The sequence below is a fragment of the Flavobacterium sedimenticola genome, assembly GCF_030053345.1.
Lineage (GTDB): Bacteria > Bacteroidota > Bacteroidia > Flavobacteriales > Flavobacteriaceae > Flavobacterium > Flavobacterium sedimenticola.
In genome coordinates, this window is record NZ_JASGBP010000002.1 from 63,448 (window position 1) to 88,527 (window position 25,080).

Consider the following 25,080-nt stretch of genomic DNA (forward strand, 5'->3'; position numbering starts at 1 on the left):
AAATTATATTTCTTCCTCAGCGCCAAACTCAAAATCATCCAAGTCTCTTCGGTCTTTTTTGGTAGGTCTTCCGGTTCCGGATTTTCGATAATGTTCTTTGGATAATTTTAAAAGTTCCAAATGCGCAAAGGCTTCCGCAGGTGTTTCATCTTTTCGGTAAATGTCTGTTAATTTGGCTCCTACACGGTTTAAGGGAATATCCAGAACCTTTAGGGTATAGGTGATTTGATCTTTCCGGAAAGTAATCGTATCACCGGGATATACGTCTCGGGATGCTTTGGCCACTTGACCGTTTACCGTAATTTGGTTTTTCTGACAGGCTTCCGTCACCATGTTTCGGGTCTTGTAATACCGAACACACCACAAATATTTATCTACTCTCATTTTTTTTCCAAAATCAACGTTAAATAGTTCACAAAAATAAATCAATATTGTATCTTGCGTGCTCAAAAATCAGATTAAAATGAGTAATTTTTTTAAAGCTATTGTAGTGGTCTTTTCGGCTTTGACAATAGTTTCATGTAACAAAAATGATGACAGCTCGGTGCCGTTACGGGATTATGCGGAACAGTACCAAAAAGATATTGCCCTTATTGAAGAGTTTTTACAAACCCACTACATGGATGTCGTAGATCATCCGGGTTTTCCGGATGACCAAAATGTTATCTTTACCAAAATTCCCGATGGGGGAACCCAAACACCTATTTGGAATGATCCGAATTTAGTAACCGATTTTACAGTTGATTTACACGACATTACCTATAAGTTGTATTACATCAAGCTAAGAGAAGGTTCGGGGCCGAACAGTAAATCGCCTTGTAATGTGGATAAGGTACTAACTTCCTACAACGGTAAATATTTATATGAAAAAACAGAAACCGTAAACGGTGCTTCAACGCAGGTTTTAACATTAAAACAATTTGAAGAATCCATCAACCCGCAAAGTTTTTTTAGTTTGACCGGTGTAATCCGAGGTTGGAGCGAAGTTTTTCCTAAGTTTAAAACCGGCTCTTATTCGAGTAATCCTGACGGGACATTGAGCTTTACCGATTTTGGTGCGGGCGTTATGTTTCTACCTTCCGGATTGGGATATTTTGCCAATTCCACCGGGTCGATTCCGGCGTATTCACCTTTAGTATTCTCCTTCAAATTATACGAAATTGAAAGAGTTGATCACGATAGCGATGGTATTTATTCGTATCAAGAAGATATCAACGGCGACGGTTATGTGAGAGTTTTGGAAGAAGGCGTAGCCAATCCGGATGATACCGATGGTGACGGAAAACCGGACTTCTTAGATATAGATGATGACGGTGATTTCTTTACTACAAAATCAGAAATAGAGGATCCGTTAACCGGCGACCCGTATCCGTTCGATTTGATCCCGACCTGCAGTGACGGAAAGAAAAGACATCTGTCTAACTTGTGTCATCAGTAAAACGTATATACTAAAAAAGCCGCTCTTTGAGCGGCTTTTTTTTATATGACTGACATTTATTTTCTTTTCATTACTTTCTCAACAGCGGCTTCTATAGCTTGATGGTTGAGTTTGTATTTGTCCATCAACTGCTCCGGTGTGCCGCTTTCACCAAAACTGTCTTGTACGGCTACAAATTCCTGAGGTTTGGGATGATTAAGCGCTAAAACACGGGCAACACTTTCGCCCAAACCCCCTAAGATGTTGTGCTCTTCGGCCGTAACCACACAACCGGTTTTAGCAACCGATTTTAAAATGGCTGCCTCATCCAAAGGTTTGATGGTGTGAATGTTGATAACTTCAGCCGAAATACCTTTGGCTTCCAAAGCTTCTGCCGCTAGTAATGCTTCCCAAACCAAATGTCCGGTGGCAATAATAGTCACATCAGTACCTTCATTCAACAAGATGGCTTTTCCAATCACAAAAGGCTCATCGGCAGGCGTGAAGTTAGGTACTACCGGACGGCCGAAACGCAAATAAGCCGGTCCGTGATGCTCGGCCAATGCAATGGTGGCCGCTTTGGTCTGGTTGTAATCACAGGTGTTTATCACCGTCATGCCCGGCAACATTTTCATCAAACCGATATCTTCCAAAATTTGATGCGTAGCGCCGTCTTCTCCTAAAGTTAATCCGGCATGCGACGCACAAATTTTCACATTCTTATCCGAATAGGCTACCGATTGTCGAATTTGGTCGTACACTCTTCCGGTCGAAAAATTGGCAAAGGTTCCGGTAAACGGAATTTTCCCGCCGATGGTTAACCCGGCAGCGATACCAATCATGTTGGCTTCGGCAATACCAATTTGGAAAAAACGTTCCGGATGATTCTTTTTAAAATCGTCAAACTTTAAGGAACCAATCAAATCGGCACAAAGTGCCACTACATTTTCATTTTTCTGACCCAATTCGGTCATGCCCGCACCAAAGCCGGAACGGGTATCTTTACTTCCTGTATTTGTATATTTTTTCATAATTCTAGTAGTCTCCCAAAGTTTCAGTATTTTGTGCCAACCCGATAGCCAATTGGTCATCATTTGGCGCTTTTCCGTGCCAAGCATGTGTGTGCATCATGAAGTCGACACCATGCCCCATTACCGTATGCAATAAAACACACACCGGTTTTCCTTTGCCGGTTCTGTTTTTCGCTTCAGCCATTCCGGCTATAATGGCTTCTATGTTGTTTCCTTCTGTTATTTCCAATACATCCCAATCAAAGGCTTCAAATTTGGCTTTTAAATTTCCTAACGATAATACGTCCTCGGTAGCCCCGTCAATTTGCTGTCCGTTGTAATCTATGGTGGCAATAATGTTGTCAACTTTTTTGGCAGAAGCATACATGATAGCTTCCCAATTTTGACCTTCCTGTAACTCTCCGTCACCGTGTAACGAATACACCAAATGGGCATCGCCGTTGAGTTTCTTGGCTAAAGCAGCGCCAATCGCTACCGATAACCCCTGACCTAATGAGCCTGAAGCCATGCGTACGCCCGGCAGTCCTTCATGAGTCGTTGGATGGCCTTGCAAACGGGAATTCAATTTTCGGAAAGTAGCCAATTCCGACACCGGGAAATAACCGCTACGGGCTAAAACACTGTAAAAAACCGGTGAGATGTGACCGTTAGATAAGAAAAATAAATCTTCCCCGATACCATCCATGGTAAAGCTCGGATTTCGTTTCATTTGGTGTTGGTACAATACCGTAAAAAACTCAGCGCAACCCAGTGAACCACCCGGATGTCCCGAATTTACAGCATGAACCATGCGAAGAATATCTCTTCGTACTTGTGTTGTAAAATCTTGTAAATGTTGTGTGTTAGACATTATTGAACAGTATAAATTAATTGCGTCAAAAGTAATTCTAATTTTTGCAAGCCACAAAAGTTTTCCGAATTAGTTATCAAAAAAACACCGCCATTAATAGTGTGTAATGCGCAACCCGTTGCGTGGCTTTTTTATTGTTCAAGATAGAAATTGTGTAAGAAAAACAGATTATTTTGTAACAGCCAATGCCGTTTCTTATAGTAGCTTTACCAAAAAAGAATGGACTATGAAAAAAGCGCTTACGTTATTTTATCTCGATGACGATTTCGAAGACTTAGATTTTTTTCAGGAAGTAGCCGGTGACTTAGGGCATACCGTTCGTGTTTTTGCCGATGGTCGAATCATGCTTTTGGTTTTGGAAACGGAAGCCGTTAAACCTGATGTGATTTTTCTCGACATTCATATGCCGATTCTCAACGGGCAGGAAATCCTCGAAATCATCAAAAAAACAGATACCCTAAAAGACATTCCGGTGGTGATGGTATCGGGAGCGTACCCTAAAAAATTAGTGCGCCATTTTTCTGAGTTGGGTGTCAATTACTTCCTCAAAAAGCACCATGTACACGATTATCGTGAATCTTTGAAAGAGTTGCTCAACGACCATTTAGCAACTCGAAAGGCAACAGCCAAATAAGCGACCATCCATAATCAACCTTTAGTACTAATTCATGAAAAGCCCTTCAACGACGGGCTTTTCCTTATTTTGACACTTAATAAGGGCGTGTCCCTTGCCTGCTCATAAAGCCGGCAAGGGTCAGGCTGTTCACTATATCTTTTTTACCGTTAGTTCGAGTGTTCTTATAATAAGGATGTATCGGGAACCAGTAAAAAAGGATGCCGTTGCCATCCTTCACGCTTTTAAACCCAATCGATATCAATTTTTTGCGCCGTCGTTGTTATTTAATTCCTAATTCCTAAATTCCTAATTCACAATTCTATTATCTTTGCCGACTGATTAAGCGATTACAATGAAATTTGATTTATTAGCCAAAGATCCCAATTCAAGGGCACGCGCCGGAAGTATCACTACTGATCACGGCGTAATTGAAACCCCCATATTTATGCCTGTTGGAACGGTTGCTTCGGTCAAAGGAGTACACCAACGCGAACTTAAAGAAGAAATCAACCCCGATATTATTTTAGGGAATACCTATCACTTATACCTTCGCCCGCAAACCGAGATTCTCGAAAAAGCCGGTGGCTTGCATAAGTTTATGAATTGGGATAGAAATATCCTCACCGATAGCGGCGGTTACCAAGTGTATTCGCTTTCGGCCAACCGAAAAATCAAAGAGGAAGGCGTAAAGTTTAAATCGCATATTGACGGTTCGTACCATTTTTTCACACCCGAAAATGTGATGGAAATTCAACGTACTATCGGTGCCGATATCATCATGGCTTTCGACGAATGTACACCGTATCCGTGCGATTATCGCTATGCCCAACGTTCGATGCATATGACTCATCGTTGGTTGGATCGCTGCATACAACACCTCGAAAAAGTGCCAACCAAATACGGGTATGAACAAACCCTTTTTCCTATCGTTCAAGGGAGTACCTATAAAGATTTACGTCAACAATCGGCCGAATACATCGCCAATGCCGGCGCACAAGGCAACGCCATCGGTGGTTTGTCGGTTGGAGAACCCGCCGAGGAAATGTACGCCATGACCGAAGTCGTTACGGCTATTTTACCCCAAGACAAACCACGCTATTTAATGGGTGTCGGAACACCTATCAATATTCTGGAAAACATCGCTTTGGGTATCGACATGTTCGATTGTGTGATGCCGACCCGAAACGCCCGAAACGGTATGTTGTTTACCGCCAACGGGATTATCAATATCAAAAATAAAAAGTGGGAAGACGATTTTTCGCCTATTGATGAAATGGGACATACTTTTGTAGATACCGAATATACCAAAGCCTATTTGCGCCACTTATTTGCCGCCAATGAATATTTAGGAAAACAGATTGCGACCATTCACAATTTAGGTTTTTATATGTGGTTGGTTCGTGAAGCCAGAAAGCATATCTTAGCGGGAGATTTCAGAGCTTGGAAAGACATCATGGTCAAACAAATGAGCCAACGATTATAAAGTAACGCGTTCCGAGTTGAAAGTTCCGAGTTTAATTTTAACTCTGAAACCTTGAACCCGAAACCCGAAACCAACATTTATGTTAAGAATAATTGACAAATACATTCTCAAACGTTACTTAGCCACATTCTCGGTGATGTTGCTGATGTTTATTCCTATCGGAATTGTGATTGATGTTTCGGAAAAAGTCAACCGCATGATTGAGAACAAGGTTCCGTTTGGGAAAATTGCGGTGTATTATCTCGATTTCACCATTTATTTTGCCAATTTATTGTTCCCTATATTTTTGTTTCTTTCCGTAATTTGGTTTACCTCTAAATTGGCCAACAATACCGAAATCATTGCCATTTTAAGTTCCGGAATTTCTTTTACGCGCTTTTTACGACCTTACATCATCGGGGCTACCATAGTGTCTTTGTTTGCCTTGGTGATGAGTATTTTTCTGGTGCCCAGCGCCAGTGCCGGATTTAAAAATTTCAGGTATATGTATCTGATTGGAAACGGTCAAAATGAAATGCGGGACAACTCCGATGTGTTTCGCCAAATCAGCAAAGATGAGTACCTTTTTGTGAGTAATTTCAATGAAGTCAGTAAAATGGCATTCAATTTTTCGATGGAAAAATTTGAAGGAGATAAACTGAAATACAAAGTGACGGCCAGTCGCATCAAATGGAATGAAAGTAAAAAAAATTATACGTTGTTCAATTACAGCAAGCGCAAAGTAGGAGCGTATGGCGACATCCTGGAAAAAGCCGAAAAGAAAGATACTGTTTTCCATTTTGACCTCGACGATTTAACACCAGTGGTTTATATTGCGGAGACATTGCCACTTAACGACTTGCATAAATTTATCGATAAAGAAAAAGCACGAGGCTCTTCCAATATTAATACGTATTTGGTGGTTTTGTACAAAAAATACAGTATTCCGGTATCGGCTTTTATTTTAACGATTATTGCAGTGGCCGTTTCCTCCATGAAACGCCGTGGCGGTATGGGAGTCAACTTAGCTATTGGTATCGTATTGGCTTTTGCCTTTGTCTTCTTAGATAAAGTATTTGGTGTTTTGGCCGAAAAGTCTACAGCACCGCCCTTGCTCGCGGTTTGGACACCTAATATTGTTTTCGGAACATTAGCTATTTACCTTTTGCGCAATGCCAAGCGATAGTTTGAAACATTACCTACACCTTCATTTGATTGTGTTTATTTGGGGATTTACGGCCATATTAGGTGCGTTAATTTCTTTGGAAGCCTTGCCTTTGGTGTGGTTCCGAATGCTGTTTGCTATAGGTTTTATTGCGGTATACATTTACTTTAAGAAGTTACCACTCCGCATTACCTTAAAAATGATGTTGCAATTTTTGTTGGCCGGACTTATCATTGCCCTGCACTGGTTTACCTTTTTTCACGCCATTAAAATTTCCAACGTATCTATTACGCTGGCGTGCTTGTCAACAGGAGCCTTATTTGCTTCATTGCTCGAGCCGATTCTGTACGGAAAGAAAATTGTTTTTTATGAAGTAGTATTCGGATTACTGGTAGTCATAGGGTTGTATATTATTTTTTATGTTGAAATTCAATATTTCTGGGGTATTGTTACTGCATTGACTTCCGCTTTTTTATCGGCATTGTTCACGGTTATCAATAGCAAACTGGTAAAATCATGCGACGCCACTGTAATCTCCTTTTACGAATTATGCGGCGGTGTTTTGTTTTTTACGCTGTTTTTGTTAGGTACACAAAGCTTTTCAACAACTTTTTTTAAGCTCACGGCTTCCGATTTAACCTATCTTTTGGTGCTCAGTTCCGTTTGCACGGCATATGCCTTTATTGCCTCAACTTCATTAATGAAATTTTTAAGTCCGTACACGGTTATGCTCACCATCAACTTAGAACCTATTTACGGGATTATCTTAGCCGTTCTACTATTTGAAGATAAGGAGAAAATGAGTTTTCAATTCTACCTTGGCGCCCTGATTATTGTCATTACAGTGGTTTTAAATGCCATACTTAAAAGCAGAAAGAAATCGTTAACCTGACTTTTTCACACGCATGGTTTTTTGTTTAAAACAAATGACTCGGATTTGCTTTTTATCACAATTTAAAATTTTATATTTGCTATTCGATTAAACAAAACGACTTATCCTATGGAATATTTAGATTTTGAGCTTCCTATCAAAGAGTTGGAAGATCAACTCGATAAATGCCAGCTCATCGGTCAGGAATCCAATGTAGATGTGACCAATACCTGCAAACAGATTGAAAAAAAATTAGAAGAAACCAAAAGAAAAATCTATAAAAACCTTACGGCTTGGCAGCGTGTACAATTGTCTCGTCATCCGAACAGACCGTATACTTTAGAGCATATTGCGAATTTAACCAAAGGAACGTTTTTAGAAATGTTCGGCGATCGCAATTTCAAAGACGATAAAGCCATGGTGGGCGGATTGGGTAAAATAGACGGTCAATCGTTTATGCTCATTGGCCAACAAAAAGGAATCAATACCAAAATGCGTCAGTTGCGTAACTTTGGTATGGCGAGCCCCGAAGGGTACCGCAAAGCGCTTCGCTTGATGAAAATGGCCGAAAAGTTTAATATTCCGGTAATTACTCTAATCGATACTCCGGGAGCGTATCCCGGCTTGGAAGCCGAAGAGCGTGGTCAAGGAGAAGCCATCGCCCGAAATATATTGGAAATGGTGCGTTTAAAAGTACCGATTATTTGTGTCATTATCGGAGAAGGTGCTTCCGGTGGTGCTTTGGGAATCGGAGTAGGCGACAGAGTACTTATGATGGAAAACACCTGGTATTCGGTAATTTCACCCGAATCGTGTTCTTCTATCTTATGGAAAAGTTGGGAATACAAAGAGCAAGCAGCCGAAGCCTTAAAACTGACCTCTGCCGATATGAAAAAAATGAAATTGGTAGACGATGTGATTCCGGAGCCACTGGGCGGCGCGCATTACGATAAAGAAACCACTTTCAAAACGGTTGAGCAATATATCATGAAAGCGTTTAACGAAGTGAAAGATTTATCAACAGAAGAATTAGTTGCGCAAAGGATGGATAAATACAGCAAGATGGGCGAGTTCAAGGAATAAAATCTTACAAAACTTAACGTAAATCCGAAGCCTTGCCGTTTCGGATTTTTTTTGGGTTATCAACAAAAAAAGGAAATTTATAAACATTGTTTTTGAATAACTCAATCACAATAATGCGGTCAAAATGGTTACTTTCGTTTTATGGAAAACATCAGAAATATTAATCCTATTAAAGTAGATAAAACTACCATCATAAACTTAGAGAAAGGCAAACTCCCGCCGCAAGCCATCGATTTGGAGGAAGCGGTATTGGGTGCTATGATGATTGATAAAAAAGGAGTCGATGAAGTTATCGATATCCTGCAACCGGATGCCTTTTACAAAGACGCACACAAGCATATTTTTGAAGCCATTTTTCAGTTATTCACAGATTCGCAGCCGATTGACTTATTAACAGTGTCTTCCCAGCTCAAAAAGAACGGGAAACTCGAGTTGGCGGGCGGTGATTTTTACCTCATTCAACTCACGCAAAAAATATCGTCATCGGCGCATATTGAATTCCACTCACGCATCATTTTGCAGAAATACATTCAGCGGAGTTTGATTAAAATTTCTTCCGAGATTATTGAGGAATCGTATGATGAAACCACCGATGTGTTTGATTTGCTAGACAAAGCCGAATCGAAACTCTATGAAGTGACCCAAGGCAATATCAAGCGCAGTTCGGAAACCGCGCAAAGCTTAGTAATTCAGGCCAAAAAGCGTATCGAAGAAATTGCCAACAAAGAGGGGTTGAGCGGTATACCAACCGGTTTTGAAAAGCTGGATAAGGTAACCTCGGGTTGGCAACCGTCCGACTTGATTATCATTGCAGCGCGTCCCGGTATGGGTAAAACCGCTTTCGTGTTGTCGATGGCGCGTAACATGGCTATCGATTTTAACCAACCCGTTGCCGTGTTTTCTTTAGAGATGTCGTCTGTACAGTTGATTACCCGTTTGATTTCCTCCGAAACCGGCTTGTCTTCCGAAAAATTGCGTACCGGAAAACTTGAAAAACACGAGTGGGAACAACTCTCCACCAAAGTAAAAGACTTAGAAAAAGCACCTCTATACATCGATGATACGCCTTCGCTTTCTATTTTCGATTTGAGAGCGAAAGCCCGTCGTTTGTCGTCACAACACGGCATCAAATTAATCATTGTCGATTATTTGCAATTAATGACGGCCGGTGGCAGTAACGGAAAAGGGGGCGGAAACCGCGAGCAGGAAATCTCGACCATTTCCCGAAATTTAAAAGCGTTGGCCAAAGAATTGGAAGTGCCCGTGATTGCCTTGTCGCAGTTATCACGTGCCGTGGAAACCCGTGGTTCGAGCAAACGTCCGCTGTTGTCCGACTTGCGTGAATCGGGCGCTATTGAACAAGATGCCGATATTGTATCGTTTATTTACCGCCCGGAGTATTACAAAATCGACGAATGGGATGACGAAGAGCAATCGCCAACCGCCGGTCAGGCCGAATTTATTATCGCCAAGCACCGTAACGGCTCCCTCGAAAATATCCGTCTGAAATTCATTGGTAGCTTGGGTAAATTTGACAATCTCGAAGAGTATGGTGGTGGTTTCGACGACTTACCGTCGCGTATGAACAGCGATGACAATCCGTTTTTCACCAAAAACCTGCCATCGCCTAACGAAGCGTTCGGCAGCAATATCAACCGAGAGGATGATGACAGCGATGTGCCGTTTTAAAATACCAATCCCGATGCTGTCGGGATTTTTTTTTAGGCTTTTCTTCACATAAAAACGACTAATTTTACAAAAAAGAAATGCCGAGTAAAACCGAATGTCCATCGGACATTTTAATATCAAATCGTCACAGTAAATCTACTATCTTTGAATAAAATGCGATTGCCATGTTGAGAAAGACCGTTTATTTTTTTCTATTGTTACTTTCCTTTACTGCGAAGGCCAACTTTTTATTGTTGCCGATGGATGATGTTTCGCAAAAGAATCACCTCAAGGCTTACGGCATTACCTATTGGGCATTAGACAAACAATACAAAGCGAGTTGGTTGCTCAACTACCGCGGCGGTTCTTTTTTATTGCCCGATGCAACTGAAATTCGAAAAGAATGTCAAATTCGAGGCGTGAGTTTTGAAGTCTTGTCGGATGCCGAAATGCAATCGATTTTGGATGCTATTTCGAGTCCGTCTCAGAACATGGAAACCGTAGTGTTGGAAAAAGCACCCAAGATAGCCGTGTATTCGCCGCCGGGCAAGCAACCATGGGACGATGCGGTAACCATGGTGTTAACCTATGCCGAAATTCCGTTCAAAGTGGTTTACGACGAGGAAGTGCTGAGTGATCAGTTAATTTTATACGATTGGTTGCATTTGCATCACGAGGATTTTACGGGTCAGTATGGTAAATTTTACGGTGCCTACCGAAATGCCCCTTGGTATATTGAGCAAAAGAAAGAGGCGGAGGCGTTAGCTGTCAGATTGGGATTTGGTAAAGTGTCGCAAGAAAAACTGGCGGTCGCCAAAAAAATACGTGACTTTGTAATTGGTGGTGGTTTTATGTTTGCCATGTGTTCGGCAACGGACAGTTTTGATATAGCGCTTTCGGCGGAAGGCGTGGATATTTGTGAACCGATGTTTGATGGTGATGACAGCGACCCGAATTACCAATCGCGTATTGATTACAGCAGAACGTTTGCTTTTAAAGATTTTATATTGGACAGAAAACCGGAACACTATGAGTTTTCGGATATTGATATGACCGAGAAGCGACGCATTCCGTTTGAAAAAGATTATTTTACCTTGATGGAATTCTCCGCCAAATGGGATGTCATTCCGAGTATGTTATGTCAGAATCATACCCAATTGGTAAAAGGATTTATGGGACAAACCACGGCGTTCGACAGTAATTTGATCAAGTCGAGCGTATTGGTTTTGGGCAAAAACGAGCTTAATGACGAAGCGCGTTATATTCACGGGCAAAAAGGCAAAGGCTTCTTTACGTTTTACGGCGGTCACGACCCCGAAGATTACCAACACCGCGTAGGCGATGAGCCAACAGTTTTGGATTTGCATCCTACTTCTCCCGGTTTTCGCTTGATTTTGAACAATGTACTGTTTCCGGCGGCACGTAAAAAACCACAGAAAACATAAAAAAATCCCAAACGATATTGTTTGGGATTTTTTTTAGCCCCGATTACTTCACTGATTTAACATTTGTGATCCGGTGTTCAGGGAATGTTTTGCATTTGAAGCGGCATCCTTTTTCGTGTTCTCGATACACAGTTGTCACCGCACTCGAACTGACGAAAAAGATACAGCGGAAAGCGGGATTACCTGCCGGCAGGGCTTCTACTTATTATTATCGATCACGTAGTTGAGTACTTTTTGAATCAAATGCACGCGGTCTTTACCGGTCACGTTGTGTTTGTGCATCGGGTACGGGAAATAGTCGACTTGTTTACCGGCTTCGACAAACTTTTTAACCAAGGATAAATTGTGTTGTTCTACCACAACATCGTCGCTGGTACCATGAATTAAAAGCAATTTTCCTTTTAAGTTTTTAACGTAATTGTACACGGTGGTTTCTTCAAATCCTTTCGGGTTTTCGGCCGGAGTATCCATATAGCGCTCGCCATACATGACTTCGTACCAACGCCAATCGATTACCGGTCCACCGGCTACACCCACTTTGAACGTATCGGGTTTGCGTAGCATTAAGGAAGTCGTCATAAAACCGCCATAGCTCCAGCCGTGTACCGCCAAACGATTGCCATCAACATACGGCAACGATTTTAAGTATTCCACACCTTTAAGTTGGTCGTCCATTTCGTTGGCGGCTAAGTTGCCGTGAATGATGCTTTCGAAGGCAAAACCGCGATTGTCGGAACCGCGATTGTCTACGGTGAACACCAAGTAGCCTTGTTCCGCCATCCAGTACATCCACAAATTAGCACCATCCAAGTAAGAATTGGTAATCATTTGCGCATGCGGTCCGCCGTAAACATAAACCAAAACGGGATATTTTTTGGTTGGGTCGAAGTTGCTTGGCTTAATCAAGCGCGTATACAAATCGGTAGTACCGTCGGCCGCTTTGATGGTTTTGATGTCGGCTGTTCCGATTTCGTAACCGTCGTATTTATTCGGACTCACCAAAAGGGTTTTGGCTTTTAGGTTTTTGTCGTACAACACCGATTTGGATGGCGTGTCGTGGTTGGAAAATTCGTCAAAGAACCAGTTTCCGTCGGCACTCGGAATCACATTGTGTACGCCCGGGTCTTTGGTAATTAGGGTTTGTTTGCCTTTTAAATCGACTTTGTACACCAACATGTTGGTCGGGTTCGGACCGGTAGCTTTGAAATAAATCTCGGTTCCGGCAGTGTTGGTGCCAATGATATCGCGTGTAACGAAGGCGTTGTTGGTTAGTTGCTTGATGAGTTTGCCTTCCAAAGTGTAATAGTATAAGTTTTGGAAGCCGCTTTTTTCGCTAAACCAAACAAAGTTATTCGATTTGGCATTCGGGAAAAAAGCTTCGTGTTCGGGTTCTACCCAACGCTGATTTTTCTCGTTTAAAATCGTTCTCACAAACACCCCGGTGTTGGCTTCGTACAAATTCAAGTTCATGTCGTTTTGCCCGCGGTTGAGTTCGGCAACTAACACGTATTTTTCATCGGGTGTCCAAGACAAGTTGGTTAAATAGTCGTCTGGGTTGCCACGAGGCGTAATGAAAACCGTTTTTCCGGTAGCTACATTGTAAATACCTACGCGTGGTTTTTCGCTTTTTTGTCCAATCATCGGGTATTTGATGTTGACCAATTGACCCGGTGTTTGGGTAATGTCTAACAAAGGATAGTCGGCTACTTCCGTTTCGTCTTTTTGATAGAAAGCCAAATAATTGGATTTTGGCGACCAAAAAATCCCGCCGCTGATACCGAATTCATTTCTGGCAATGGATTGTCCGGAAACGATTCCCTTATTGGTTTCATTGGTTACAGCAATTTTTTCTCCTTTACCATTGATGAAGTACAAGTTGTTTCCTTCAGTAAACGCCAGATTTTGTTTGTTACCGTCGAAAGTGGTATTCTCAGCGTTTTCGGGCGACTTCAAGATTTTTTTTCCACTCTGAGTGGTAACGTTGTAACTGTAATAGGTACCGTTTTCTGAAACCATAAACGAAGTGGCATCGAGCCATTGTAAACCAAAGAAGTTTTTGAGTTTGGTGCCCAAAGCAGTGTTGATGTCCGTTAAAGTGATTAATTCGGTTGCCGCATCGTTACTACTGGAAGCCGATTTCATTTTGGTCCAGGCATCGGTGTAAAACACGTATTTGTTGGTGTTGGGAATCCATTGAAAACCGGTTAAACCATCGGCTCTAAAGGCACGACCTTGTTGTAGTACGGCTTCTTCTAATGTTATTTTTTTCTTTTGAGCTTGAAGGGATAATGTCAGCAAGAAGCTGAGGAAAAGGATAATCTTTTGGTTCATGAAGTACAGTTTTTGTTGTGTGTAAATGTATAAAAAAAGGACAATTTATATCGAAAATTAGCCTTTGTTTAAGATGTCGTTAACGATTTTAAGATGATGATTGGTATGTAGTTTCAGAAACCAAATGGCCGATTTCAGGTTTAAGTCTCCAAAATACGGATGGGTGAAGTAGCTGTTCGCCGGCAGGCTTTGCAGAAGTGCTGTTTTTTCTTTTGCTGTAGCCAATTTGCTTTGTAAATCATCAAGTGATGCCGTCTCTATTGGTCTGACTAACTTCGGCGCTTTGGCTCTTCCTCTGGGAATGGAATTGCGAAGTTGGATATAGGTTCGTTTCCAATTGGGACGCCATTGGTAATTTTCGGGGTTCGACTGCTCCAATTGGTTAACAATCCCGATAATGACCAATAAGCTATGATCCAATTGCCAACCCACGGTGGATTGCGAAACGGTAAGATTGGCTTTTTTATGGTATTGAAGATAGTCTTCAATCTGTTGTAATAATGAGGTTAGTGTTGGCATCAAGTTAGGGTATAAAAAATCCCAAAAACCTCTCGGAATTTGGGATTTTGATTTCGGTACATGGTATTATGATTCTTCGTTTTCTTTGTCCAGATACTCCTGTACAATTTCAATGGCATTGGTCACCACATCGCTCAAGGCCGTAATAAAAGTGCCTTCTTGCGCGCTGTTGATGGCGTGTTTGATGGCTTCTACTTCTTTGGTGATGATTTCATGGGTCACATTTCGGCCCGAAGCATTGATGCCATCCATAATGAGTCCGATGATTTCTTCCTCGGTGCGTCCGCGCAAATGTTTTTCCTGACGGATGATGATGTGATCAAACATGCGTGCCGCAATAGTTGCACACTCTTTGATGTCTTCATCACGACGGTCACCAACCCCGGCGATGATGCCTATTTTTTTGGTGGCTTCTACCGATGACAAATATTCTTCGACACCGCGATACCCGGCCGGATTGTGAGCAAAGTCAATCATGACTTTGAATTTCTTGAATTCAAAAATATTCATACGACCCGGTGTTTGCGCTGCACTCGGGATAAAGGTTTGTAACGACAAACTGATGTCTTCCGTTTTGAATCCCCATAGGTAACTGGCTAAAGTGGCGGCCAAGGCATTGGCAATCATAAATTTGGCTTTGCCGCCTAAGGTCAGCGGCACGTGAGTGGCGCGCTCCACTCTGATTTTCCATTCGCCTTTTTTGATGGTGATGTATCCGTTTTCATAAACGGCTACGATTTTACCTTCTTTGGCAAATTTTTGAACGGTTGGGTTATTTTCGTCCAAACTGAAGTAAGCGATGTTGCAGCTCAACTCATTAGCAATCTTCAAGCATTGCTCGTCTTCGGCATTTAGGATGGCCCAGCCGTCTTTTTTCACCGAACGTACGACTACGCTTTTTACACGCGCCAAATCGTCCAACGTATGGATGTCGGCCAAGCCCAAATGGTCTTCCTGAATGTTCGTAATGATGGCAATGTCGCAACGACTGAAACCCAATCCGGCGCGGAGAATTCCGCCACGAGCCGTTTCGAGTACCGCAAATTCCACCGTCGGGTCTTTTAGGATGTATTCGGCCGATAATGGTCCGGTAGTGTCGCCTTTTTCCATCATGTGGTTTTGGATGTAAATCCCGTCTGAGGTGGTAAACCCAACTTTATAACCGTTGTTTTTTACGATATGCGCTAACAATCGGGTAGTAGTGGTTTTTCCGTTGGTTCCGGTTACGGCTATGATGGGAATACGGCTTGGTTTGCCCGGCGGATACAGCATATCGATTACCGGAGCCGCTACGTTTCTAGGCAAGCCTTCGCTGGGCGCCAAGTGCATGCGGAAGCCCGGTGCTGCGTTGACTTCCAAGATACAACCGCCGTTCTCCTTTAGCGGTTGTGTTAGGTTTTCGGCCATAATATCGATACCGCAAATGTCTAAGCCGATAACACGCGAGATGCGTTCACACAAGAAAATGTTTTCCGGGTGCATCATGTCGGTGACATCGATAGAGGTTCCTCCGGTGCTGAGGTTGGCGGTCGATTTTAAATACACAATCTCTCCGTTTTTCGGGACCGAATCTACCGTATAGTTGAGTTTTTCCAATAAATCTAAGGTGTCGCGGTCGACGTCAATTTGAGTCAGGACATTTTCGTGTCCGTAACCGCGACGCGGATCGCGATTGGTTTCGTCGATAAGTTGTTGTATCGTATCTTTTCCGTTTCCGATGACGTGCGCCGGTTCGCGCTTGGCGGCGGCTACTAATTTGTTATCGATGACTAAAACACGGAAGTCAAAACCGGTGATGAATTTTTCAACGATGACACGACGGCTGTATTTTTTGGCATATTCTAATCCGGCTACGGCATCTTCCCAAGTTACTACGTTAATCGAAGCGCCTTTGCCGTGATTGCCGTCGAGTGGTTTGATGACAATAGGGTAGCCAATCTTTTTGATGGTGTTTTCCAAATCTTCTTCATCGACACAAATGCTGCCACTGGCTACCGGAATCGAAGCCAGGTCGAGCATGCGTTTGGTTTCTTCTTTATTACAAGCGATGTCTACGGCAATGTTACTGGTTTTACAAGTAATGGTCGCTTGAAAGCGCATTTGGTTGACGCCGTATCCCAATTGCACTAAGGAATTGGTGCCTAAACGAATCCAAGGAATGTCGCGCGCTACGGCTTCATCCACGATACTTCCGGTGGAAGGACCGAGACGCACGCGTTCGCGGATTTCACGCATTTTTTGGATGTCGGCTTCGACGTCGTAGTCTTTGCCGGCAATCAGGGCTTCGGCAATGGCTACGGCACTTTCGGCGGCAAACATACCCACGCTTTCTTCGGTATAGCTGAACACTACATTATAGACTCCCGGTGTTTTGGTTTCCCGGGTACGTCCGAAACCGGTTTCCATACCGGCTAAGGTTTGGATTTCGAGGGCAATATGTTCGATGACGTGTCCCATCCAAGTGCCGCGTTCGATACGGGAAAAGAAACCGCCGCGTACGCCTTCGGAGCAGCGATGCTCAATCATGGTGGGAAACATGGCTTCGATACGTTCGCGGAAGCCTTCGATTTTGTTGGTAGGGAATTGTTCCATTTCTTCGAGGTCCAAACGCATTTGAATGAGTTTTTTGCGTTGGACACTCCACAAATTCGGTCCGCGTAACGCTTGTATTTTTAGAATTTTCATAAAGTAGAATGAATTGTAATGTGATTGTGTAATGATTTTGTTAAAAATAGGAAATAATTGTTTTTATCCCACACTTTTTTTAAACAAACCCTAAAAAAGTAATTTTAGTTTCGATGATTTGCTTTTGGAATATTGATAGTCAGTGATTTAAAGGTTACAGATACAAAAGACGATGGCTCTTTAGCCCCGATTGCAGTGGAAATCCTTTGCCGTCAGTTCGAGTATTTTGTTTGGCTTCTCGATACATTCCGATAAATCGGAATACTCGAAGCGACGCATTGAGCGTAAATGACAGCTGAGGGAAACAAAAGGTATCGAGAACTCGGCAAAGATTGCAACGGAAAGCGGGAATAGGGATTACTGATAAGCCCGAGCTTTTACGCTTCAATAAAAGCACATATTTTTTGGTACAAATCGGCGTCGTGCATGCTGTGACCCAAACCTTGAGTTTCGATATACGTAGCATTTTTCCAGGCTTTGGCGTAGTGGCGGCCTTCTTCGACCATGATGACGTTGTCCTGACTGTCGTGGGCGATGATGGCTTTGTGGTGAAAGTTTTGAGCAAACAAATGACCCGCGAAATCGTTGATGTGCATGTTGAATTTTTCCTGATAGTACTGCTCTAAAAGCCGCTTCATTTTGGTGTTGAGGCTGAGCAGGTTGATAAAGTTGTCGCTGATTTTTTTGAAACTGGACGGGGCACCGAGCAGCACAATTTTTTCAATATGCGGATTGGGATACTTGTTGAGGTAAAAGGTGATGGCGGCTCCTCCGATAGAGTGGCCGATTAAGGTTTTGGGTTGGTATTTTTCGGTTAGTACACGGATGAATTCGGCGTACCGCGGCGCATTGAATTCCTTACCCGAACTGAGTCCGTGTGCCGGCGCATCGATGGCAATGATGGTTTTGCCCAACGGTTTGAGATGATTGAGTAGCTTTTTCCAGCGGGCGGCATTGCTTTCCCAGCCGTGCAACAAAAGGATGCTGTCTTCGGAACCCTGCCAGATGTAGGCTTGGAAGGTTTCGCCATCGTACTGCAGGGTTTGTTGTTGGGCGCTGCGCAGCGATTTGGGCAGGGCTTCTTTTTGAAGTTTGCCTTTGCGCGGTGAACTGAAAATTTTGTAAGCGATATTGCGCGCTTTCACAGGCTTAAAATAGCTGACGGTGTTGAGGTAGAGGCCGACCGACTTGGCGAGGAAGAAGAGTTGAATTTTTTTCATAAAAAAATCCCGAGCGAGTCGGGATTTAAACGATTATAGGTGAGCGAATAATTGTTGCATTTTTTCTCTTTCCTCTTGCGCTAAGGCGGCATCTACTAAGATTCTGCCGGAGTGCTCATCGGTGATGATTTTTTTGCGGGCTGCAATTTCCACTTGTGTTTGCGGCGGAATGGTAAAGAATGACCCTGCCGAAGCACCACGCTCGATAGAAACAACGGCTAAACCGTTGCGAACGCTGGAGCGGATTCTTTTGTAGGCCGCTAACAAACGAGGCTCGATTTGTGCTTCAAACTCAGCAGATTTTTCCATTAAGAAGTTTTCTTCTTTTTGGGTTTCGGCCATGATATCGTTCAATTCCGCTTTTTTGTGTTTTAAGTGTGCCGTTTTTTGGTCTAATTTTTCTTTAGAATTGGCAATCACCTCTTTTTTATGCTCGATAGAAGCTTTGAGTTCTTTGATTTGTTTTTCGGCCAATTGGATTTCCAATTCCTGGAATTCGATTTCCTTGGTTAACGAGTTGAACTCTCTGTTATTGCGAACGTTTTTTTGTTGTTCGGAGTATTTTTTTATGGCCGCTTGGTGTTCTTCGATAGCGCTTTTTTTGTTTTTGATTTGCTCTTCGATGGTTACCAAATCAACTTTTAATTTGTCTAAACGAGTGCTTAAGCCGGTTACTTCATCTTCTAAATCTTCTACTTCTAAAGGTAATTCTCCTCTCACGTTTCTGATTTCGTCAATTCTGGTATCTATGATTTGCAAGTCATAGATTGCTCTCAATTTGTCTTCAACACTTAGTTCTTTTGTCGTCGCCATATTTTATAAGTACTTAACTGGATTTGTATTTTCTTCCGAAAAAATGATGGCAAAATTAAGGATTTTTTTCTTAAGAAAATCAACAATGTAATTTTTTGTAAATCTTTCACTTTCGAAGTGTCCGATGTCGGCTAAAACCAATTGATTTTCGGCTTCAAAAAAATTGTGGTACTTTAAATCGGCGGTCAGAAAAACATCGGCTCCGGCTCTTTTGGCATCATTGATGGCAAAACTTCCCGAGCCGCCAAGGACCGCTACTTTTTTTATCCGTTTACCCAATAAAGCACTGTGTCGGATGCCACCGCATTGCATGGTTTCTTTTACATGCTTGAGAAACGCTTTTTCTTCCATAGGTTCGGTAAGTTCCCCCATCATGCCGAGTCCTATGTTTTGGTGTGCGTTTTGGAGTTCGTAGATTTCGTAGGCCACTTCTTCATATACATGATGGTTGAAGAGTGCTTTTAATACTTTGGCTTGCAGGTGTTTTTCAAACGTAACTTCAATTTTGATTTCTTCGTTCTCTACAAATTCGAAGCGCTCTCCAATTTCGGGTTTGCTGTCCTCGTTACCCATGTAGGTTCCGATGCCTTTGGAGTTAAAGCTGCAATCTTCGTAGTTGCCAATCTTTCCGGCTCCGGCATCGAACAGTGCATTGCGCAATTGCTCCACGTTTTCGGGAATGGTATAGGTGACTAACTTTTGAATGAAATTTTTCTTAGGGACCAATATTTTGGTGTGGGTCAATCCGAGTGCATCACAGAAGATTTTATTAACGCCGTGTTTGTGGTTGTCGAGAGCCGTGTGTACCGCATAGATGGCAATATCGTTTTTGATAGCCTTGAGTACGGCGCGTTCCACATAATTTTTACCGGTAATTTTTTTGAGTCCCGAAAAAAGAATAGGATGGAAGCAAACCACTACATTGCACTTTTTAGCAATGGCTTCCTCGATGACGCTTTCCAGCGCATCGTGGCAAACCAATACGCCTGTAGCTTCCGTATTGGCATCGCCTACGAGTAAGCCTACGTTGTCAAAATCTTCGGCGTAGGCCAAAGGTGCCATTTCTTCTAGTATCGAGAGGATTTCTTGTATTTTCATGTTTTGGTTGTATGTTGTAACTCGTACGTTATGTGTTATCAGTTATCTGAAAATCCGAGCAGCTGAATATTTGTCATCCGATCTCACGTAGCCCATTCGTTTAAATACTCTTTAATGACCCAGTTGTCGTTTACTTTTTCGAGCAGTAAAAAGCGACCGCTGTTGTGTTCGATGGTTCGGTAAAAGGCCACTTTTACCAAGGCAAATTGGTTTTGGGCAAAATAAATAGGTTTATTAACGATGAGCATGCGTTGGTTGTTTTCGCCGTATTGGGCCGTTTCAGCCTGAAATTGTTCCAGCGAAACACAGTCGTTTACCTTACTTTTCAAATACTGATTTTGGTTGGTGAATATTATGTTGTATTCGGTCGACCAGTCCTCAGGAGCTCCGATGCCGATTTGCTTTTTGATTTCGGCGGCGTTCTTTTTGAGTAGATTGTGATTGGCAATCACTTCCAAGACTTCTTCGTTATTGGGTGCCTTTTGGCAATAAAACCGCAATAGCTGCAGGCGGTTTTTGGCAATCACTTTTTCCTCTTTGTAATATTTAGCAAAGATGATTTTCAGTAGGGCCGCATTGTCTTCTTGTTGCGAAAAGACAGCCAAAGAGTGGGTTAAAAACAAGATGAGAATTAAATGTACTGTTTTCATTTTGGAGCTACGAATGCATAATTAAATGATACCCGGAAACTTTACCAAAGATAAGGTCTTTTGTTTCAAAAATATAAAAACATTCGTGTATTCGTGGGTTATATTTTTATATTTGTTAGATGAATTTTTTGCGAAAATTACTTTTTCCCTTGGCCATTTTGTACGGCTGGGTTACTTCCATCCGAAATTATCTTTACGATACAGGAATACTCAAATCCCGTTCTTTCGATGTTCCTGTGATAGTTGTGGGTAATTTAAGCGTAGGCGGAACGGGTAAAACACCACAGATTGAATACCTCATTCGGTTGCTGTCGCCGCATTATAAAGTGGCTACGTTGAGTCGCGGTTACAAACGAAAATCAAAAGGTTTTGTTTTGGCTGATGCCACAGTTAATGCTGAGGTTTTGGGTGATGAACCCTTTCAATATTTTCAAAAGTTTCCGCAGATACAAGTCGCTGTTGATGTCGATCGCTGTCACGGAATCCAACAATTGTTAGCACAAAAAGAAGCTCCCGAGGTTATTTTGTTGGATGATGCCTATCAGCACCGCAAAGTAAAAGCAGGGTTTTACATTCTGCTTACGGCTTATGATGATTTGTTTTGTGACGATTGGATGTTACCTGCCGGAAACCTCAGGGAAAGTAGGAGTGGCGCCCAAAGAGCGAATATGATAATTGTCACCAAATGTCCGCCGAACATTTCAGAAATTGCACAGCAAGAAATCGCGCAAAAGTTACAGCGATTTGCGGCTCCTCAAAATGGTGCTGACAAGGTTATTTTCTTTAGTTGTATTGATTATGACGAGAAAGTATACAATGCTTCGGATAGTTTGGACGTAACGGCAATTCAATCGCAATCGAAATTATTGTTGGCCGGTATCGCCAAACCCTCCCCTTTTTTGGAGTATCTGCAATCGGGGCATGATGCAGTGATGATTTTCCCCGATCACCATCATTTCAGCGAGAGCGATATTTTGGCGATAAAAAACAAAGCCGGCGGTAAAATTATTGTCACCACCGAAAAAGATTTTGTACGTTTGCAGGCTGCCGATTTTTCGACACCGTTATATTATTTACCCATCAAAAGTAAACTGTTGCAGCACAGTGATTTTTTTGATAAAACTATTTTAGACTATGTGGGAACTTGTACAGGAAACCGTTAATTACATTAAGAATAAAACCAATTTTACTCCGGAATACGGCGTGATTTTAGGCTCCGGATTAGGGAGTTTTACCGATGACATACAAATTACCTTTACGTTACCGTATAGCGAAATTCCGAACTTTCCGGTGTCGACCGTAGAAGGACACAAAGGCGCTTTGGTTTTCGGCACCATAGGCGACAAGAACGTAGTAGCCATGCAAGGAAGATTTCATTATTATGAAGGCTATTCCATGCAGGAAGTTACGTTTCCGGTACGTGTAATGAAGTATATAGGCGTTACCAAACTTATTGTTTCTAATGCGTCCGGTGGTGTGAATCCCAATTATAAAGTAGGCTCCATTGCTATTATTAAAGATCATATCAATATGATGCCCGAACATCCGTTACGTGGTAAAAACGACAGTCGATTCGGACCTCGATTTGTGAATATGAGCGAACCGTATAGCTTAGCAATGATTGCCAAAGTAAAAGCCATCGCACAAGCTGAAGGCATTGAAGTACATGACGGGGTGTATTTGGGGTTACAAGGGCCTACTTTTGAAACCTTACACGAATACAAAATGGTGAAAGTAGTAGGAGCGGATTGTGTTGGCATGTCAACGGTTCCCGAAGTTATTGTGGCGCGTCACATGGAATTGGAAACGTTTGGAATTTCGGTAATTACCGATATTGGTAGCGAAGAACACTTGGAAAGTATCACCCACGAGGAAGTCCTCAAAGCCGCCAAAGCCGCGGAACCTAAAGTGCGTTTATTGATTAAAGAATTAATCCGGCAGTATTAACTCAGGATTTGCGCAATGCTGCTGTAAAATTTATCGGGATCGAACGGTTTGGTTATCACATCAGTCATCCCGAAAGAAAGCAGCATTTCCCTGTTTTCGTTTAGTGAAATAGCCGTCAAAGCGATAATGGGTTTTTGTTTGTCAAATTCCCGAATGTGTTGCGTTGCTATGGTGCCGTTGATACCCGGCAGATGCACATCCATGAGTACCAAATCGAAGTTGTTATCTTGTCGAAGGATTTCGATGGCTTCTTCGCCGTTATCAATTATTTGGCAGGTCATGCCTTTGTTTTCGAGCATTTTTTTGGTGACCATTTGATTGATTTTATTGTCTTCCACCACCAACACATGTTTGCCTTTTAAGACCTCCTCACAGTATTCTACCTTTTTCTCGTCTTCTTTTACGGTTGTGTTATTGCTGTTGAGCAGGTTTAGCTCGATGGAGAAAATAGTTCCGATACCTACGGTACTGTTGAGGCTGATTTCACCGCCCAACAAATCGACCAATTTTTTGACAATTGTCAATCCTAAACCGGTTCCGCCGTATTTTCGGTTGATTTCGATAGAACCTTGTGAAAAACTATCAAAGATGGTTTCTTGCTTTTCGGCCGGGATACCAATGCCGGTATCGGCTACTTCAAAATGGATACGGGTAAAGTCATCCCCGTTTTCAACCCCTTTGGCGCTGACTTTAACGGTGCCCTTGTGTGTAAACTTCAAAGCGTTGTTGATGAGGTTGATAAAAATTTGGGATAACTTGGTCGGATCACCTAAGTATACCTCAGGCAACGATTCATCGATTTCCAGCACAAATTCGTTGTTGTTTTTGGCCGCAATTTCACTCATAGAACTTTGAATATCGGTGAGTAATTGTTTCAAATTGAAGTCGATGTACTCAATTTCAATAGTACTCGAATCGATGCGGTTGATTTCCAATATTTCATTGATGAAGGTCAGTAAATAATTCCCCGAAAACTTAAGTGAGTTCAGGTAATGCATTTGGGTTTTCTTCGGATTATCTTCAATCAATAAATGCGTAATTCCGTTGATGGCATTGAGCGGTGTGCGCAATTCGTGACTAACCGTGGAGAGAAATTCCGCTCTGGCTTTGGATGCTTTTTCGGCTTTTTCTTTGGCCAACTGCAGTTCCGTGTTTTTTTCTTTTAACAGTTCATTGGTTTTGCTTCTGATGATGTTGTTTTTATAAAGAGTCAAACTCAAAAGCGATAAAATAGAGATGAGCGCGATACCCAAAATACTAATGAGTTTTACAAACTTATTGGTTTTTTGTTGTTCTTGATTTTCTTTAGCCATTTGTTCAATGGTTTTGATTCGTTCACTCTCTTTAAACTCTTCAAAATCATTAGCGTCTAATTTTTGATTATTCAACTCGTTTACGCTTTCTTTCAGCACTAAATGTTCTTTTAAATACTGATGTGCTTTTTCAACATTGCGTAATTTTTCGTAGGCCTTACTCAACGATAGCAAAATAGCTGCTTTTTGTTCGGGATTATTGTCTTTGGCATTTAAAGCCAATGCCCTGTTGAGATAGTTAACGGCCAGGTTGTTATGGTTCAGACTCTCTTCAATGGAACCCAACTGATATAAGGCTTCCGCTTTGGTTTTGAAAATGTCTTTGTCGTCGGGCTTGGATACAATTTCATTAAAAAGAAGCGACGCCAAATCGGTTTTTCCTTTGTTTTTGTATAAAATTCCCTTTTGTAAATTGAGCGGTTCCGCGGCATCGATTTTCAAAACTTCATACACTGCTTTGGCTTTGTTAAAACTGATTTCGGCTTTGGAGAAGTCGTCGTTTTTCATCTGACAAATTCCCATATTGTAATAACAAATAGCCAACTGATTGGACGGAGGAATCGAGCTAAGCAGTGCGGAACATGTTGTAAATACGTTTAAGGCGTCGTTGTATTTTTTGAGTTCGAAATAGGTTTGTCCTAACGAAAAGGTGGCATCGGCAGTTTTTTTTACATCTCCTTGCGTTTTGGCGTAATTGATGGCTTTCTGGGAAAAATACAGGGAAGCTTTGTAGTTATTGGTTTTCTTGTTGAAATTTGCTAAATCGATAAAATAGGTCGTACTGTCAACCGAAGCAGTCTTCTGAGTTTGGCTTAGGCCAAAAAACGGAAATGCAAAAATGAGCCAGAACCATTTCATGACGTGCAACGGTTTATAGGATTTAGGAATATAAATGT

21 protein-coding genes are annotated in these 25,080 nt (G+C 42.1%); 10 read left to right on the plus strand and 11 right to left on the minus strand.

All coding sequences use genetic code 11. The annotated features are described in order from the left end of the window. Window positions 1-3: 3 nt before the first annotated feature. Window positions 4-384 carry an RNA-binding S4 domain-containing protein gene (locus QHT84_RS04505; RefSeq protein WP_283238359.1) on the minus strand — a complete coding sequence of 127 codons (381 nt, stop codon included), beginning with the start codon at window positions 382-384 and terminating at the stop codon, window positions 4-6. A 79-nt stretch (window positions 385-463) separates the two neighbouring features. Here QHT84_RS04505 and QHT84_RS04510 point away from each other — a divergent pair, with 79 nt between their 5' ends. Then, window positions 464-1,438: an FKBP-type peptidyl-prolyl cis-trans isomerase gene (locus QHT84_RS04510; RefSeq protein WP_283238360.1), complete on the plus strand. Its 975-nt coding sequence runs from the start codon at window positions 464-466 to the stop codon at window positions 1,436-1,438. 56 nt (window positions 1,439-1,494) lie between these two features. On the opposite strand, the gene QHT84_RS04515 is transcribed toward QHT84_RS04510, so the two are convergent. Together QHT84_RS04515 and QHT84_RS04520 are read right to left on the minus strand one after the other, a co-directional pair. Continuing rightward, complete coding sequence (locus tag QHT84_RS04515; RefSeq protein WP_283238361.1) at window positions 1,495-2,448, minus strand: transketolase family protein; 954 nt, start codon at window positions 2,446-2,448, stop codon at window positions 1,495-1,497. 4 nt (window positions 2,449-2,452) lie between these two features. Beyond that, the gene (locus QHT84_RS04520) at window positions 2,453-3,298 is read right to left on the minus strand and encodes a transketolase (RefSeq protein ID WP_283238362.1); all 846 of its coding nucleotides are present in this window, start codon (window positions 3,296-3,298) and stop codon (window positions 2,453-2,455) included. Window positions 3,299-3,524: 226 nt separating this feature from the next. Here QHT84_RS04520 and QHT84_RS04525 point away from each other — a divergent pair, with 226 nt between their 5' ends. The 7 genes from QHT84_RS04525 (at window position 3,525) to QHT84_RS04555 (ending at window position 11,608) form a co-directional block, all read left to right on the plus strand. Further along, complete coding sequence (locus QHT84_RS04525) at window positions 3,525-3,932, plus strand: response regulator (protein WP_283238363.1); 408 nt, start codon at window positions 3,525-3,527, stop codon at window positions 3,930-3,932. A 334-nt stretch (window positions 3,933-4,266) separates the two neighbouring features. Continuing rightward, window positions 4,267-5,397 (plus strand): tRNA guanosine(34) transglycosylase Tgt, encoded by a 1,131-nt coding sequence (gene tgt, locus QHT84_RS04530; RefSeq protein WP_283238364.1) that lies wholly within the window; start codon window positions 4,267-4,269, stop codon window positions 5,395-5,397. A 79-nt stretch (window positions 5,398-5,476) separates the two neighbouring features. Next, a complete protein-coding gene (locus QHT84_RS04535) occupies window positions 5,477-6,562 on the plus strand; it encodes an LptF/LptG family permease (RefSeq protein WP_283238365.1) in 1,086 nt (361 codons plus the stop codon). Continuing rightward, window positions 6,549-7,433 (plus strand): DMT family transporter, encoded by an 885-nt coding sequence (locus tag QHT84_RS04540; protein ID WP_283238366.1) that lies wholly within the window; start codon window positions 6,549-6,551, stop codon window positions 7,431-7,433. The genes QHT84_RS04535 and QHT84_RS04540 overlap by 14 nt, the downstream gene beginning before the upstream one ends. A 108-nt stretch (window positions 7,434-7,541) precedes the next feature. Next, window positions 7,542-8,495, plus strand: a complete 954-nt coding sequence (locus QHT84_RS04545; RefSeq protein ID WP_283238367.1) for an acetyl-CoA carboxylase carboxyltransferase subunit alpha — start codon at window positions 7,542-7,544, stop codon at window positions 8,493-8,495. Between the two features lie 141 nt (window positions 8,496-8,636). Then, window positions 8,637-10,184 (plus strand): replicative DNA helicase, encoded by a 1,548-nt coding sequence (gene dnaB / locus QHT84_RS04550; RefSeq protein WP_283238368.1) that lies wholly within the window; start codon window positions 8,637-8,639, stop codon window positions 10,182-10,184. Window positions 10,185-10,348: 164 nt separating this feature from the next. Next, window positions 10,349-11,608: an asparagine synthetase B gene (locus QHT84_RS04555; protein ID WP_283238369.1), complete on the plus strand. Its 1,260-nt coding sequence runs from the start codon at window positions 10,349-10,351 to the stop codon at window positions 11,606-11,608. A gap of 198 nt (window positions 11,609-11,806) precedes the next feature. Here the strand turns inward: QHT84_RS04555 and QHT84_RS04560 are convergent, their stop codons facing one another. The 7 genes from QHT84_RS04560 to QHT84_RS04590 all read right to left on the minus strand — a co-directional run bounded on the left by QHT84_RS04560 (window position 11,807) and on the right by QHT84_RS04590 (window position 20,924). After that, a complete protein-coding gene (locus QHT84_RS04560; protein ID WP_283238370.1) occupies window positions 11,807-13,939 on the minus strand; it encodes a S9 family peptidase in 2,133 nt (710 codons plus the stop codon). Window positions 13,940-13,996: 57 nt separating this feature from the next. Next, window positions 13,997-14,458 carry a DinB family protein gene (locus QHT84_RS04565; RefSeq protein WP_283238371.1) on the minus strand — a complete coding sequence of 154 codons (462 nt, stop codon included), beginning with the start codon at window positions 14,456-14,458 and terminating at the stop codon, window positions 13,997-13,999. Between the two features lie 66 nt (window positions 14,459-14,524). Then, window positions 14,525-17,143 carry a cyanophycin synthetase gene (gene cphA, locus QHT84_RS04570; protein ID WP_283238372.1) on the minus strand — a complete coding sequence of 873 codons (2,619 nt, stop codon included), beginning with the start codon at window positions 17,141-17,143 and terminating at the stop codon, window positions 14,525-14,527. 377 nt (window positions 17,144-17,520) lie between these two features. Next, window positions 17,521-18,363 (minus strand): alpha/beta hydrolase, encoded by an 843-nt coding sequence (locus QHT84_RS04575; protein WP_283238373.1) that lies wholly within the window; start codon window positions 18,361-18,363, stop codon window positions 17,521-17,523. A gap of 33 nt (window positions 18,364-18,396) precedes the next feature. Next, window positions 18,397-19,176, minus strand: a complete 780-nt coding sequence (locus QHT84_RS04580) for a zinc ribbon domain-containing protein (protein ID WP_283238374.1) — start codon at window positions 19,174-19,176, stop codon at window positions 18,397-18,399. A 3-nt stretch (window positions 19,177-19,179) separates the two neighbouring features. Beyond that, window positions 19,180-20,274: a Nif3-like dinuclear metal center hexameric protein gene (locus QHT84_RS04585; protein ID WP_283238375.1), complete on the minus strand. Its 1,095-nt coding sequence runs from the start codon at window positions 20,272-20,274 to the stop codon at window positions 19,180-19,182. Between the two features lie 83 nt (window positions 20,275-20,357). Continuing rightward, a complete protein-coding gene (locus QHT84_RS04590; RefSeq protein WP_283238376.1) occupies window positions 20,358-20,924 on the minus strand; it encodes a hypothetical protein in 567 nt (188 codons plus the stop codon). A gap of 119 nt (window positions 20,925-21,043) precedes the next feature. Here QHT84_RS04590 and lpxK point away from each other — a divergent pair, with 119 nt between their 5' ends. Then, the gene (lpxK, locus tag QHT84_RS04595; protein ID WP_283238377.1) at window positions 21,044-22,087 is read left to right on the plus strand and encodes a tetraacyldisaccharide 4'-kinase; all 1,044 of its coding nucleotides are present in this window, start codon (window positions 21,044-21,046) and stop codon (window positions 22,085-22,087) included. After that, entirely contained in the window at window positions 22,059-22,871 is an 813-nt protein-coding gene (locus tag QHT84_RS04600) for a purine-nucleoside phosphorylase (protein WP_283238378.1), read from the plus strand. The genes lpxK and QHT84_RS04600 overlap by 29 nt, the downstream gene beginning before the upstream one ends. Here QHT84_RS04600 and QHT84_RS04605 read toward each other — a convergent pair. Continuing rightward, window positions 22,868-25,042: a tetratricopeptide repeat-containing hybrid sensor histidine kinase/response regulator gene (locus QHT84_RS04605; protein ID WP_283238379.1), complete on the minus strand. Its 2,175-nt coding sequence runs from the start codon at window positions 25,040-25,042 to the stop codon at window positions 22,868-22,870. The genes QHT84_RS04600 and QHT84_RS04605 overlap by 4 nt on opposite strands. Window positions 25,043-25,080: the final 38 nt, after the last annotated feature.

Excerpts from the sequence above, each read along its gene's own strand:
- QHT84_RS04515 (WP_283238361.1), bottom strand. The coding sequence starts at position 2,448 with ATGAAAAAATATACAAATACAGGAAGTAAAGATACCCGTTCCGGCTTT.
- QHT84_RS04605 (WP_283238379.1), bottom strand. The coding sequence starts at position 25,042 with ATGAAATGGTTCTGGCTCATTTTTGCATTTCCGTTTTTTGGCCTAAGC.
- QHT84_RS04580 (WP_283238374.1), bottom strand. The coding sequence starts at position 19,176 with ATGGCGACGACAAAAGAACTAAGTGTTGAAGACAAATTGAGAGCAATC.
- QHT84_RS04560 (WP_283238370.1), bottom strand. The coding sequence starts at position 13,939 with ATGAACCAAAAGATTATCCTTTTCCTCAGCTTCTTGCTGACATTATCC.
- QHT84_RS04590 (WP_283238376.1), bottom strand. The coding sequence starts at position 20,924 with ATGAAAACAGTACATTTAATTCTCATCTTGTTTTTAACCCACTCTTTG.
- QHT84_RS04535 (WP_283238365.1), top strand. The coding sequence starts at position 5,477 with ATGTTAAGAATAATTGACAAATACATTCTCAAACGTTACTTAGCCACA.
- QHT84_RS04545 (WP_283238367.1), top strand. The coding sequence starts at position 7,542 with ATGGAATATTTAGATTTTGAGCTTCCTATCAAAGAGTTGGAAGATCAA.
- QHT84_RS04565 (WP_283238371.1), bottom strand. The coding sequence starts at position 14,458 with ATGCCAACACTAACCTCATTATTACAACAGATTGAAGACTATCTTCAA.
- QHT84_RS04540 (WP_283238366.1), top strand. The coding sequence starts at position 6,549 with ATGCCAAGCGATAGTTTGAAACATTACCTACACCTTCATTTGATTGTG.
- QHT84_RS04505 (WP_283238359.1), bottom strand. The coding sequence starts at position 384 with ATGAGAGTAGATAAATATTTGTGGTGTGTTCGGTATTACAAGACCCGA.
- QHT84_RS04520 (WP_283238362.1), bottom strand. The coding sequence starts at position 3,298 with ATGTCTAACACACAACATTTACAAGATTTTACAACACAAGTACGAAGA.
- QHT84_RS04510 (WP_283238360.1), top strand. The coding sequence starts at position 464 with ATGAGTAATTTTTTTAAAGCTATTGTAGTGGTCTTTTCGGCTTTGACA.
- QHT84_RS04525 (WP_283238363.1), top strand. The coding sequence starts at position 3,525 with ATGAAAAAAGCGCTTACGTTATTTTATCTCGATGACGATTTCGAAGAC.
- tgt (WP_283238364.1), top strand. The coding sequence starts at position 4,267 with ATGAAATTTGATTTATTAGCCAAAGATCCCAATTCAAGGGCACGCGCC.
- lpxK (WP_283238377.1), top strand. The coding sequence starts at position 21,044 with ATGAATTTTTTGCGAAAATTACTTTTTCCCTTGGCCATTTTGTACGGC.
- QHT84_RS04600 (WP_283238378.1), top strand. The coding sequence starts at position 22,059 with ATGTGGGAACTTGTACAGGAAACCGTTAATTACATTAAGAATAAAACC.
- QHT84_RS04555 (WP_283238369.1), top strand. The coding sequence starts at position 10,349 with ATGTTGAGAAAGACCGTTTATTTTTTTCTATTGTTACTTTCCTTTACT.
- QHT84_RS04585 (WP_283238375.1), bottom strand. The coding sequence starts at position 20,274 with ATGAAAATACAAGAAATCCTCTCGATACTAGAAGAAATGGCACCTTTG.
- dnaB (WP_283238368.1), top strand. The coding sequence starts at position 8,637 with ATGGAAAACATCAGAAATATTAATCCTATTAAAGTAGATAAAACTACC.
- cphA (WP_283238372.1), bottom strand. The coding sequence starts at position 17,143 with ATGAAAATTCTAAAAATACAAGCGTTACGCGGACCGAATTTGTGGAGT.
- QHT84_RS04575 (WP_283238373.1), bottom strand. The coding sequence starts at position 18,363 with ATGAAAAAAATTCAACTCTTCTTCCTCGCCAAGTCGGTCGGCCTCTAC.